Raw genomic sequence first — 12331 nt, forward strand, 5'->3', positions numbered from 1 at the left:
ACCGGGCTCTTTATAAGTGAAGCGGCTGGATTAGACCAGCTTCTCCAATTCAGGTACGGCTTCGAACAAGTCCGCCACCAGGCCATAATCGGCAACCTGGAAGATCGGCGCTTCTTCGTCCTTGTTGATCGCAACGATCACTTTGGAGTCTTTCATACCGGCCAAGTGCTGGATCGCGCCGGAGATACCGACGGCGATGTACAGCTGTGGCGCAACGATCTTGCCGGTCTGGCCGACCTGCATGTCGTTGGGTACGAAACCTGCGTCAACGGCTGCGCGGGAAGCGCCGACCGCAGCGCCCAGCTTGTCTGCCAGGGCGTACAGGTGTTTGAAGTTGTCACCGTTCTGCATGCCACGCCCGCCGGAAACGACGATCTTGGCAGCGGTCAGTTCAGGACGGTCCGACTTGGCCAGCTCTTCGCCGACGAAGCTGGAAGTGCCAGCGTCGTGGGCAGCGGAGACGGCTTCAACGGCAGCCGAGCCACCTTCGGCGGCAACCGGGTCGAAACCGGTGGCACGCACGGTGATGACCTTGACCGAGGCGTTGGACTGCACGGTAGCGATGGCGTTACCGGCGTAGATCGGGCGCTTGAAGGTGTCGGCGCTTTCTACCGAGATGATCTCGGAGATCTGGTCAACGTCCAGCTGCGCGGCAACGCGTGGCAGGATGTTTTTGCCGTTGGAGGTAGCGGCGGCCAGGATGTGGCTGTAGCCAGCGCCAAGCTCGGCGACCAGCGGCGCAACGTTTTCCGGCAGCTGATGCGCATAAGCGGCATTGTCAGCGTTCAGGACTTTGCTCACGCCTGCGATTTTTGCAGCCGCTTCAGCCACGGCTCCAGCGCCCTGACCAGCAACCAGCACGTGGATGTCCCCACCGATTTTAGCGGCAGCGGCCACGGTGTTCAGGGTGGCCGGGGCCAGTACCTTGTTGTCGTGTTCAGCGATTACCAAGATAGTCATGATTAGATTACCTTCGCTTCGTTTTTCAGTTTCTCGACCAGTTCAGCCACCGACTTGACCTTGATGCCCGCGCTGCGTGCAGCCGGCGCTTCGACTTTGACGGTCTTGTTGGTAGAGGCGGTGGAAACGCCCAAAGCGTCCGGAGTCAGCGTCTCCAGAGGCTTCTTCTTGGCTTTCATGATGTTTGGCAGGGACGCATAACGCGGCTCGTTCAAACGCAGGTCGGTGGTGACGATAGCCGGCAGTTTCAGGGAAACCGTTTGGGCGCCGCCGTCGATTTCACGGGTGACCGCAACGCTGTCGCCGCTCACTTCGACTTTCGAAGCAAAGGTGCCCTGGCCGTAACCGGTCAGTGCAGCCAACATCTGGCCAGTCTGGTTGTTGTCGCTGTCGATGGCTTGTTTGCCCAGGATCACCAGTTGTGGCTGTTCCTTGTCGACAACGGCCTTGAGCAGCTTGGCAACGGCCAGGGAGGTCAGCTCTTCAGCGGACTCCACCAGAATGGCGCGGTCGGCGCCCAGGGCCAAAGCGGTACGCAACTGCTCTTGGGCAGTGGTCGGCCCGATGGACACCACGACGATTTCCGTCGCCACGCCTTTCTCTTTCAGGCGTACGGCTTCTTCCACAGCGATTTCGCAGAAAGGGTTCATCGACATCTTGACGTTAGCAAGGTCGACGCCGGAATTGTCCGCCTTGACGCGAACTTTCACGTTGTAATCGACAACGCGTTTGACAGCTACAAGAACCTTCATGGATTCCTCGTTACTCTCCGGTGAAAAGAAAGTCGCCTAGGCGAACCTGGCGGTTGATGCTCATCGGCACACAAGGGCACCTCCAAAGACCTCGGCAGTGACCTTGCACACGGGAAATGACGACCGTTCGTCAGTGGTGACTGAGAGGTCATTCTTTATCGCGGCGTGTAAACTGCGCTCCAACGTTTGGGTGCGCATCACCTTCATTGCCTTCGGCCTGTCTTTGGACGTGCTCTTGAAACCTGCAGTCTGCCTACGGGAAGCGCAAAACCGACCGTATCTTGACCGGAACGCCTATTCTGGTCAATACGGCAAAATGGTCAGTCATAAGCCCCGTTGCTTTGATTTATCTAGGCTGCAGGCAATTCAAACAAACGTTTGTATTGGACGCTGTCAGTGGTCTATATATAATGCGCCACCTAGAGAGACAGGTGGGTGCTGCCTTCGCGCAGAACCACACCGAACCTCCACCCATTAGAAAAAAAAGCCTGTTGAGCCTTGAGTAGGAGATAGCCTGTGGAACGCGAATACATGGAATTCGACGTGGTCATCGTCGGCGCTGGCCCGGCTGGCCTGTCTGCCGCCTGCCGACTGAAGCAGAAGGCCGCCGAAGCCGGTAAGGAAATCAGCGTCTGCGTGGTCGAGAAAGGCTCCGAAGTCGGCGCCCATATCCTCTCCGGTGCCGTGTTTGAACCACGTGCCCTGAATGAACTGTTCCCGGACTGGAAAGCACTCGGCGCCCCGCTCAACACGCCCGTGGTGCGCGATGACATCTATGTACTGCGCAGCCCGGAAGCCTCCACCAAGGTGCCCGACTTCTTTGTGCCCAAGACCATGCACAACGAAGGCAACTACATCATTTCCCTGGGCAACCTGTGCCGCTGGCTGGCCCAGCAGGCCGAGAACCTGGGCGTGGAAATCTACCCAGGCTTCGCCGCCCAGGAAGCGCTGTTCGACGAGAACGGCGTAGTACGCGGCATCATCACCGGCGACCTCGGCGTCGACCGTGAAGGCAAGCCAAAAGACGGCCTGTACACCCCGGGCATGGAGCTGCGTGGCAAGTACACGCTGTTCGCCGAAGGTTGCCGTGGCCACATCGGCAAGCAACTGATCCAGCGCTTCAACCTGGACAGCGACGCCGACGCCCAGCACTACGGCATTGGCCTGAAGGAAATCTGGGAAATCGACCCAGCCAAGCACCAGCCGGGCCTGGTGGTGCACACCGCCGGTTGGCCGCTGGACATCATGGGTAAAGAGAACACCGGTGGCTCGTTCCTTTATCACCTGGAAAACAACCAGGTGGTGGTCGGGCTGATCGTCGACCTGTCCTACAGCAACACCTTCCTGTCGCCGTTCGATGAATTCCAGCGCCTCAAGCACCACCCGGTGCTGGCCCAGTACCTGGAAGGCGGCAAGCGGGTCAGCTACGGCGCCCGCGCGATCTGCAAAGGTGGCCTGAATTCGCTGCCGAAAATGGTCTTCAAGGGCGGCGCGCTGATCGGTTGCGATCTGGGCACCCTGAACTTCGCCAAGATCAAAGGCAGTCACACCGCGATGAAGTCCGGCATGCTCGCCGCCGACGCCGTGACCGACCGCCTGTTTGCCGAATCCGAGGGCGGTGATGAGCTGACCACATATGTCGACAGCTTCAAAGCCAGCTGGCTGTACGAAGAACTGTTCGCCAGCCGTAATTTCGGCCCGGCCGTGCACAAGTTCGGCGCAATCATCGGCGGCGGTTTCAACTGGCTCGACCAGAACATTTTCGGCGGCAAGATCCCTTTCACCCTGCACGACACCAAGCCGGACTACGCCTGCCTGAAGCTGGCCAAAGACAGCCAGAAGATCGACTACCCCAAACCCGACGGCAAGCTGAGCTTCGACAAACTGAGCTCGGTGTTCATCTCCGGCACCAACCATGAAGAAGAGCAGCCGTGCCACTTGAAGCTCAAAGACCCAAGCATCCCGATCGGCACCAACCTGCCGCTCTACGATGAACCGGCGCAGCGCTACTGCCCGGCTGGCGTGTATGAAGTGGTGACCAAGGAAGACGGCGAGAAACGCTTCCAGATCAACGCCCAGAACTGCGTGCACTGCAAGACCTGTGATATCAAGGACCCTTCGCAGAACATCACCTGGGTGACGCCGGAAGGTGCGGGTGGGCCGACTTACCCGAATATGTAAGTCGTTCGCTTAACCAGAAAAGGCTCCCGAGATGGGAGCCTTTTTTGTGGGCGGCATCGATCAAAATGTGGGAGCTGGCTTGCCTGCGATGGCGGTCTTCAGGTGCCAAATGTATAGCTGACCCACCGTTATCGCAGGCAGCTCCCACAATGACCTCGTGGTGTCAGGCGGCCCGCTCTTCCCCCGGGTTGCGCAGGAAATAGCGCTTGTACTCCCGACTGAACTGCGACGTGCTCTGGTACCCCACCTTGTGCGCCGCCTGCGCCACGCTCATGCCTTCCACCAGCAGCAACTGCTGGGCCTTCAATAACCGCAGGCGCTTGAGGTACTGCACTGGCGATAACAAGGTGCAGCGCTTGAAATGCTCATGAAAGGTCGACGCACTCATGTGCGCATACCCGGCCAACGTCTCGATATTCAGCGGCTCGGCGTAATGGGCATGCAGGTGATTCAATGAGGTGGCGATGCGCGAAAACTGCCCCTGTTGTTCCACCAGCGCACGCAACACATCGGCCTGAGGCCCACGCAAGGCGGTGAACAACAATTCGCGCACCCGCGCAGGCCCCATGATCCGGCTTTCCAGCGGATCGTGCAGGCACTGCAACAACCGCTCGACGCAGCCGCGCATGGCATCATCGAGCACCACCGAACTCATCGACTCCAAGGTCTGCGCGGTCGGCGGCGGCCCGGCTTGCATGCCCATGGCAATCACCAACTCGCCCAACACCACGCGGTCGATGCCTACCGTCACGCCATACAACGGTGCCTCGGGGGCCATGGCAAAGGTTTCGCATTCGAACGGCACCGGCATCGCCTGGATCAGGTAATGCCCGGCGCCATACTCCAACGTGCGCGGGCCGAGGTAGGCGACCTTGCTGCCCTGGGCCACGAACATCAGGCTTGGCTCATAGATCTGCGGCCCACGCGCCACATCGCAACTGGCGCGCAGCACCTGCACACCGGGCAGGTGAGTCGGGGAAAAACCATCGCGGGGCGTGAGCCCTTCGATCAAGGAAACCAGCGTGGCATTGGCGTCCAAATGGCGGGTCAACAGCATGGCAAAAAACTTCGCGGATGAGGGATGACAGCATCATCGCAGGTCTGGCGGCCAATATATCCAAACCTCAGGCACTGCCGGACGAATAGGCATGAGACTCGGAGCAATTGCCATGTTCGCGCCAAAGGCCTGCGCGCAGAATTCGCCGCCTCTGCAGTCCAAGCTTTTGTGAGGTTTACTATGTACACCGCCATCGGTTACGCCGCCCAGTCGGCCACCACGCCCCTCGCCCCGATGTCATTTGAACGCCGCAGCCCGCGCGTCGATGACGTGGCCATCGAGATCCTTTACTGCGGCGTGTGCCACTCCGATATCCACCAGGCTCGCAACGAATGGGGCATCGCCGTGTACCCGCTGATGCCGGGCCACGAGATTGTCGGCAAAGTCACCGCGGTCGGCGCCAACGTGACCGCGCATAAAGTCGGTGATCTGGTTGGCGTGGGTTGCATGGTGGACTCGTGCCGTCACTGCGAAGCCTGCCAATCAGACCTTGAGCAATACTGCCTCGAAGGCCCGACCATGACCTACGCCACGCCGGACCGCGTGGATGGCAGCAACACCATGGGTGGCTACTCCGACAGCATCGTGGTCAATGAACACTTTGTGGTGAAGATCCCGGCCAAGCTCGACCTGGCCAGCGCTGCGCCGATCCTGTGCGCAGGCATCACCACCTACTCGCCCCTCAAGCACTACGGCGTAAAGGCCGGCGATAAAGTCGGGATTCTCGGCATGGGTGGCCTGGGCCACATGGGCATCAAGTTCGCCAAGGCCATGGGCGCCGAAGTCACGTTGTTCACACGCTCGGCCAGCAAGGCCGAGGAAGGCCGTCGCCAGGGCGCCGACCATGTGATCGTGTCCACGGATGCCGAGCAGATGAAAGCCGCTGCCGGGCACTTCGATTTCCTGCTGGACACCATCCCGGTGCAGCACGACCTGAACCCCTACCTCGATGTGCTGCGCTTTGACGGCGTGCATATCCTGGTCGGCCTGATCGAGCCGGTGGACCCACCCGTCAACGCTGCCAAGCTGGTGCTGGGTCGTAAAGTCTTGGCCGGCTCGCTGATCGGCGGCATTGCCGAAACCCAGGAAGTCCTGGATTTCTGCGCCGAGCATGGCATTACCTGCGACATCGAGATGCTCGACATTCGCCAGATCAACGAAGCTTATGCGCGCATGATTGCCGGTGATGTGAAGTACCGCTTTGTCATCGACATGGCGAGCCTGAAAGCCTGATCAGGCCTTGGCGCCCAACTCCGCTGACAGCCGGGCTGCGACCTGTTTGATCACAGGGATCAGTTCGGCCATTTTCTCCAGCGGCATGTAGGGCACCGTACTGGCAATGCTGATGCCGGCGACAATGCGCCCGCTGGCATCGCGCACCGGTGCGGCCACGCAGCGGATCGAAGGCTCGTTGTCTTCGAGATCAAACGCGTAGCCACCCTCTACATACTCATGCATGCGCTGTTCGAACTGCGCCCAGGATTGCTCCGGATGCTGCGGCCATTGCAGGCTCTTGCCCGCCGTCGGCAAGCTCGCCTCGTACAAGCGCTGCCACTCCTGCGGCGAATCATCCAGCATCAACGCCTTGCCGATACCGGTGCGCGCCAGCGGCATGCGATGGCCGACCCGCGAGCGCATTTCCGGCCCATTGCGGCCGGGGTTCTTGTGCAGGTAAAGCACCTCGTCGTACTCACGAATCGCCAGGTGAATGGTGTCGCCGGTCAGCGCCGACAACTCATCCAGGTAGGGCACCGCCAGGTTCACCAAGGGCAACTCTTCACGGGCCTGGAACCCCAACTCGATCAGCTTGGGCCCCAGCAGATAACCGACCTGGGGCACCACGCGCAGGTAACGCTCGTCCACCAGGCAACTGGCCAGGCGGTGCGTCGTGCTGCGCGTGGTGCCGATGCGCCGGGCGATCTCCTTGAGATCCCGCGCACCAGCCGCCACCGCTTGCACCACGCCCAGGCCGCGCAACAGGGTCTGGGTACCGGTGGGGGCGGCGTCTTTGACGGGGGTGTGGACGTTTTCCTGCATATCGGGCCTATAAGTATGAAAGCGGGGGCATTATGGCAAATACCGCCCTCCTGAACACAGGAGATCCAAAGTGGGAGCTGGCTTGCTGTGGCGAGGGAGCTTGCTCCCGTTCGACAGCGCAGCTGGAGCCGGCTTTTGGGGGCGCTTCGCACCCCAGCGCAAGCAAGCTTGCTCGCCACAGCAAGCCAGCTCCCACAGTTTGATCTTCACAGGGCGACCATTAACGTTGTTTCATGCGGTCGATTATCACCGCCAGCAACAGGATCGAGCCACGAATCACATATTGGTAAAAGGTATCGATGTTCTTCAGGTTCATCGCATTCTCGATGATCGCCAGAATCAACACCCCGGCAATCACATGGCGGATCATGCCGATGCCACCGCTCAGCGACACCCCGCCCAGCACACAAGCCGAGATCACGGTCAGTTCGAACCCCTGGCCAATCATCGGCTGGCCCGAGGTCATGCGTGACGCGAGGATCACCCCGGCCAATGCGCCGATCAAACCATGCACGGCAAAAATGATGATCTTGGTGCGATCGACATTGACCCCGGCGAGCAACGCGGCTTCCTGGTTGCCGCCAATGGCCATGGTGTTGCGCCCATAGGTGGTGTAATTGAGCAGCCAGCCAAAGAACACAAAGCACAGGACGGTGATGATGATCGGCACCGGCACGCCCAGCAGTTGGCCGTTGCCGAACACGAAGAACCCTTCATTCATCACCCCCACCGCCTTGCCGTTGGAGAAGATGTAGGCCAGGCCGCGCACGATCTGCATGGTCGCCAGGGTGGCAATCAACGCATTGATGCGCAGCTTGGCGATCACGATGCCGTTGATCAGCCCTACCACCAGGCCCATGGCCAAGGCCGCCGACACGCCGAGTACCACGCTGTCGGTGTCGCGCATCACGATGCCCGCCACCACCCCGGCGCAGGCGATCACCGAGCCTACCGACAAGTCGAAGTGCCCTGAGGCCAGGCAGAACAACATGGTGCACGCAGCAATACCGACAGTCGAAATCGCCAGGCCCAGACCGCGCATGTTCAGCGGTGAGAGGAAGTTATCGATGAACACCGCGCTGAGCACAAAAATGCCCAGTGCCGCCAGCAGCATCACCCAGTCATCGAGAAATTTGCGCTGATTGAAACCCGGCCAGAAACCCTTTGCAGTTTTTACCTCAGACATAGCCAAACCCTCTTGTTCTTGTTCAAGCCCGCGACTGTGGCAGCGCCAGTTGCAGCAGGCGCGCTTCATCCGCTTGGGCGCGGGGCAACTCACCGGTCAAGGCGCCCTCACTCATCACCAGGATGCGGTCGGAGATGCCCATCACCTCCGTCAGGTCGCTGGACACCACGATCACCGCAATGCCACTGGCCGCCAGGTTATGGATGATCTGGTAGATCTCCGACTTGGCGCCGATGTCGATACCCCGGGTGGGTTCGTCCAGCAGCAGGACCTTCATCGGCATCGACAACCAGCGGCCGAGGATGGCCTTCTGCTGATTGCCGCCGGACAGGTACATGATCTTCTGCGCCGCGTTCGGCGTTTTGACCCGCATCGCCTGAATCTGTCGGTCGGCGTTACCTTTCTCCCAGCCTTCGCGCAACAGCCAGCCAAAGGTGGAATGGGCACCACGGGCGCTGATGTTGATGTTCTCAGCGACGCTGCCCAGCGGGATGATGCCCTCTTTCTTGCGATCCTCCGGACACAGCAATACCCCGGCGGCGATGGCGTCGCGGGGTGAGCGCAGTTGCAGCGCTTGCCCGCACAGTTCCAGGCTGCCGGCACTGGCGCGCTCTAACCCACTGAGCAGGCGAAACAGCTCGGTACGCCCCGCGCCCACTAGCCCGAACAGGCCCAGGATCTCGCCCTTGCGCACCTGGAAACTGATCGGTTCACGCAGGCCAGGACCGAGCAAGCCGTCGACCTTGAGCGCCACTTCGCCCTGCTCACGCGGTCGGTAATCGTAGATATCCTGGATATCGCGACCGACCATGCAGGTCACCAGCTGATCGTGGGTCAGCGTGTTCATGTCCTCGAACGTGCGCACGTAGCGACCGTCCTTGAACACCGTCACTGCGTCGCAGATACGGAACACTTCTTCCATACGGTGCGACACGTAGAGCACCACTTTGCCCTCCTCGCGCAGGCGCGTGATGATGGCCATCAAGCGGTCGATTTCCCGCGCCGAGAGGCTACTGGTCGGCTCGTCAAACGCGATCACATGGGCGCCACGGGACAGCGCCTTGGCGATTTCCACCAGTTGGCGCTGGCCCAGGGACAGGCGCCCGAGTTTTTCGTCGGGGTCGATTTCATCGGCCAGGCCCTTGAGGCAGGCCAGGGCCTGCTTGCGCAGCAGGCTCCGGTTGACCACGCCAAAGCGTGTGGGTAAATGCCCGAGGAACAGGTTCTCGGCCACGCTCATTTCCGGCACCAGGTGCAGCTCCTGGTGAATCACCGCCACACCGTTGGCGATGCTGTCGGCGGCGCATTTGAAGGCCATGGTCTGCGCGCCGATCTGCACCGTACCGCTGGATGGAATGTAGGCGCCGCCGAGGATTTTCAGCAGGGTCGACTTGCCGGCGCCGTTCTCGCCCATCAGCGCGTGCACCGAATGCGGCCGCGCTTCAAAGCTGATCTGCGCCAGGGCTTTCACACCGGGAAACTCCTTGCCGATGCCATTGAAACGCAGGGCCGCGCCGCTCATTTCCACAGGCCGATCTTGGTCAGTTCTTCCTGGAAATTGGCGCGGGTGATCAAGGTCACTTCGTCCATGGCGGTGTATTTGGCCGGTTCCTTGCCGGTGGTGACCCACTCGTACATCGCCAGCGCGGTGTTGTAGCCCTCGATATGCGGGCTGGGCAGCATGGAGCCGAAGAAGCCGCTGTCGGCTTTCTTCAATTCGCCAATGGCGTCGGTGCCATTGATGCCGATGCCGATGACGTTGGCGGCCTTGAAGCCGGCACTTTCGGTGGCGCGCACGCCCCCGAGCACGGTGTTGTCGTTCATGCCGCCGATGATCAGGTTCTTCGCTCCGCTCGGCAGCTTGACCAAGGCCGAGTTGGTGGCGTCCATGCTGCCGGGGACGTCGAGGGTTTTCAGCGCAGCGGTGAGGATGTGGTCCTTGGGAATACCGGCCTCCTCGAGGGATTTGATCGAGCCGTCTGTGCGCTTCTTGCCGGTGTCGAGCTCGTTGAAGGTGTTGATCACCGCATAGGTGTCCTTCCAGTCCCAACCGCGCTTTTTCGCTTCGGCGGCCATGGCGGCGCCCTGCTTCTGGCCCACCTCAAACGCGGCCATGCCCAGGTACGGCACGTCTTCCATGAAGTTGCCCTTGGCATCGACAAAGCGGTCATCCACGGCCATCACTTTCAAACCGTTGACCTTGGCCTTGGCAACGATGGCCGGGCCCAGGGACACGTCTGGCGGGCAGATCACAAAACCCTTGGCGCCATTGGCAGCCAGGCTGTCGATGGCCGACAAGGTCTTTTCGCCATCGGGCACGGCGATCTTGATCACAGTAAAACCATGCTCCTTGCCGGCTTTTTCCGCGAATGCCCACTCCGTTTGAAACCAGGGTTCCTCGGCCTGCTTGACCAGGAAACCGATCTTCACTTCTTCAGCCGATACCCAGCCGCAGAACGCCATTGCCAGTGCCACGGCACCGAGTGTTTGCTTGAACATGGACCACCTCCTTCTTGTTATTGGAAAACGCTTTAGTCGTGGTACATCACAGACCGCCCGCCATCGATCATCAGGCAAGTGGCGTTGATAAAGGGCGCCTCGTCGGTCGCCAGGAACAGTGCTGTCATGGCCACTTCGATGGGCTGGCCAATGCGTTTGGGCGGGTGCAGGTCGAACGCACGCTGGCGTTCGGCGTGAGGGTCAGGGAAACCGTTCCAGTAATCGACGTTGAGCTGGGTTTCGATATAGCCGGGGGCGATGGCATTCACGCGGATGCCCTTGGGCGCGTACTCGATGCCCAGTGCACGGGTGAGGCCGAGCAGGCCGTGCTTGGCGACGGGGTAAGGAAAGCAACCGGGAATGATGTGGCTGGAATGGGTGGACGCGATATTGATGATGTTGCCGATACCTTGCTCGATCATGTGCGGCAATACCGAGCGGCAGCCGTACCAGGCACCGTCGAGGTCGATGGCGAAACAGCGGCGCCAGTCCTCGTCGCTCATCTCCAGCGGGTCACGGAACACGTTGACTCCGGCACAGTTGACCAGCACATCCACGCGACCAAAGCGCTCGATGGCCAGGTTGACCAATGCCTGCCACTGATCCTTGGAAGTGATATCAACCGGTTGAGCGTAAACCTGCGCACCGTGTTCGCGCCAATGAGCGGCGATTTTCTCGACTTTGTCACCCTGGATATCGGCAATGATCAACCGCGCCTGCTGGGCCTGGAAACACGCAACGATGGCTTCGCCAATGCCTTGGGCGGCGCCGGTGACGATCACCACCTTGTTCTTCAGCCGCTCGCCGTAAGTCGGCTCGGGCACGGCGGGTAGGGACAACGGTTGCGCCTGCATCGCTTCACCTTTTTATTTTTTGTAGTGAGTGCTGATGCTGGCGACTATAAACCCATCGCCTGAAATATCTCAATATATAAATTAAGATCCCATATATTGAGAAAAAACAAAATGTTCGAGCGGGTTAGCTGTGGCGAGGGAGCTTGCTCCCGCTGTCTGCGCAGCAGACTCCAGCTTTTTGGGGGGGCGCTTCGCACCCCAGCGCAAGCAAGCTTGCTCGCCACAGGAAAGCTCACATTCTGGTTTTAGTGTTTACATAAATGAGGCTTCAGCCTTGGGCGAAGTCGCGCAGGGCATCGCCTTCCATGCGATAACGCACCCATTCTTCCTGAGGCTGGGCGCCTATGGATTTGTAGAAGGCGATCGCTGGCTCGTTCCAGTCCAGCACGCTCCATTCAAAGCGCCCGCAACCGTTGTCACAGGCGATCTTGGCCAAGTGGCGCAGCAACTTCTTGCCGGCCCCGCCGCCGCGTTGTTCCGGGTTGATGTACAGATCTTCCAGGTACAGGCAGTTACTGCCCAGCCACGTCGAGTAACTGAAAAAGAACACCGCAAAGCCAATCGGCAAGCCGTCGCGCAAGCAGATCAAGCCGTGGGCCGTGGCGCCTTCGCTGAACAGGCTGCGTTCGATATCCACCACGCTGGCGATCACTTCATGCCGGGCTTTCTCGTACTCGGCAAGTTCAGTGATAAAGGTCAGGATCTGCGCAGCATCGCTGGGCACGGCGGGGCGAATCTCGATGGTCATGGGCGAGCCTTGGGCAAATTCAAAGGCCACATACTAAGACGGTTTGATGGCCGTTTG

11 protein-coding genes are annotated in these 12331 nt (G+C 60.2%); 2 read left to right on the forward strand and 9 right to left on the reverse strand.

Annotated features, from left to right (window positions below; genetic code table 11):
• Nucleotides 1-30 precede the first annotated feature (30 nt).
• Nucleotides 31-960 carry an electron transfer flavoprotein subunit alpha/FixB family protein gene (locus tag CLM72_RS20850; protein ID WP_034120769.1) on the reverse strand — a complete coding sequence of 310 codons (930 nt, stop codon included), beginning with the start codon at nt 958-960 and terminating at the stop codon, nt 31-33.
• Between the two features lie 2 nt (nt 961-962).
• Nucleotides 963-1712: an electron transfer flavoprotein subunit beta/FixA family protein gene (locus tag CLM72_RS20855; protein ID WP_014719538.1), complete on the reverse strand. Its 750-nt coding sequence runs from the start codon at nt 1710-1712 to the stop codon at nt 963-965.
• A 516-nt stretch (nt 1713-2228) separates the two neighbouring features.
• Between CLM72_RS20855 and CLM72_RS20860 the strand changes: the two genes are divergently transcribed.
• The gene (locus tag CLM72_RS20860; protein WP_105227916.1) at nt 2229-3893 is read left to right on the forward strand and encodes an electron transfer flavoprotein-ubiquinone oxidoreductase; all 1665 of its coding nucleotides are present in this window, start codon (nt 2229-2231) and stop codon (nt 3891-3893) included.
• A 163-nt stretch (nt 3894-4056) separates the two neighbouring features.
• On the opposite strand, the gene CLM72_RS20865 is transcribed toward CLM72_RS20860, so the two are convergent.
• On the reverse strand, nt 4057-4950 hold the full coding sequence (locus CLM72_RS20865) for an AraC family transcriptional regulator (RefSeq protein WP_105227918.1): 894 nt from the start codon (nt 4948-4950) through the stop codon (nt 4057-4059).
• Between the two features lie 180 nt (nt 4951-5130).
• On the opposite strand from CLM72_RS20865, the gene CLM72_RS20870 reads away from it, so the two are divergent.
• Nucleotides 5131-6183 (forward strand): NAD(P)-dependent alcohol dehydrogenase, encoded by a 1053-nt coding sequence (locus CLM72_RS20870; protein ID WP_105227920.1) that lies wholly within the window; start codon nt 5131-5133, stop codon nt 6181-6183.
• On the opposite strand, the gene CLM72_RS20875 is transcribed toward CLM72_RS20870, so the two are convergent.
• The 6 genes from CLM72_RS20875 to CLM72_RS20900 form a co-directional block, all read right to left on the reverse strand.
• On the reverse strand, nt 6184-6987 hold the full coding sequence (locus tag CLM72_RS20875; protein ID WP_105227922.1) for an IclR family transcriptional regulator: 804 nt from the start codon (nt 6985-6987) through the stop codon (nt 6184-6186).
• 220 nt (nt 6988-7207) lie between these two features.
• Entirely contained in the window at nt 7208-8173 is a 966-nt protein-coding gene (gene araH / locus CLM72_RS20880; protein WP_034126745.1) for an L-arabinose ABC transporter permease AraH, read from the reverse strand.
• Between the two features lie 22 nt (nt 8174-8195).
• Nucleotides 8196-9695 carry an L-arabinose ABC transporter ATP-binding protein AraG gene (gene araG / locus CLM72_RS20885; protein ID WP_105227924.1) on the reverse strand — a complete coding sequence of 500 codons (1500 nt, stop codon included), beginning with the start codon at nt 9693-9695 and terminating at the stop codon, nt 8196-8198.
• Nucleotides 9692-10672, reverse strand: a complete 981-nt coding sequence (locus tag CLM72_RS20890) for a substrate-binding domain-containing protein (protein ID WP_014719544.1) — start codon at nt 10670-10672, stop codon at nt 9692-9694. The genes araG and CLM72_RS20890 overlap by 4 nt, the downstream gene beginning before the upstream one ends.
• A 32-nt stretch (nt 10673-10704) precedes the next feature.
• Nucleotides 10705-11526, reverse strand: coding sequence for an SDR family oxidoreductase (locus tag CLM72_RS20895; RefSeq protein WP_034128421.1), 822 nt, complete (start codon nt 11524-11526; stop codon nt 10705-10707).
• A gap of 268 nt (nt 11527-11794) precedes the next feature.
• Nucleotides 11795-12274: a GNAT family N-acetyltransferase gene (locus tag CLM72_RS20900; protein ID WP_034128422.1), complete on the reverse strand. Its 480-nt coding sequence runs from the start codon at nt 12272-12274 to the stop codon at nt 11795-11797.
• Between the last annotated feature and the right edge of the window lie 57 nt (nt 12275-12331).

The organism is Pseudomonas sp. MYb193 (assembly GCF_002966775.1).
Classification (GTDB): domain Bacteria; phylum Pseudomonadota; class Gammaproteobacteria; order Pseudomonadales; family Pseudomonadaceae; genus Aquipseudomonas; species Aquipseudomonas paracarnis.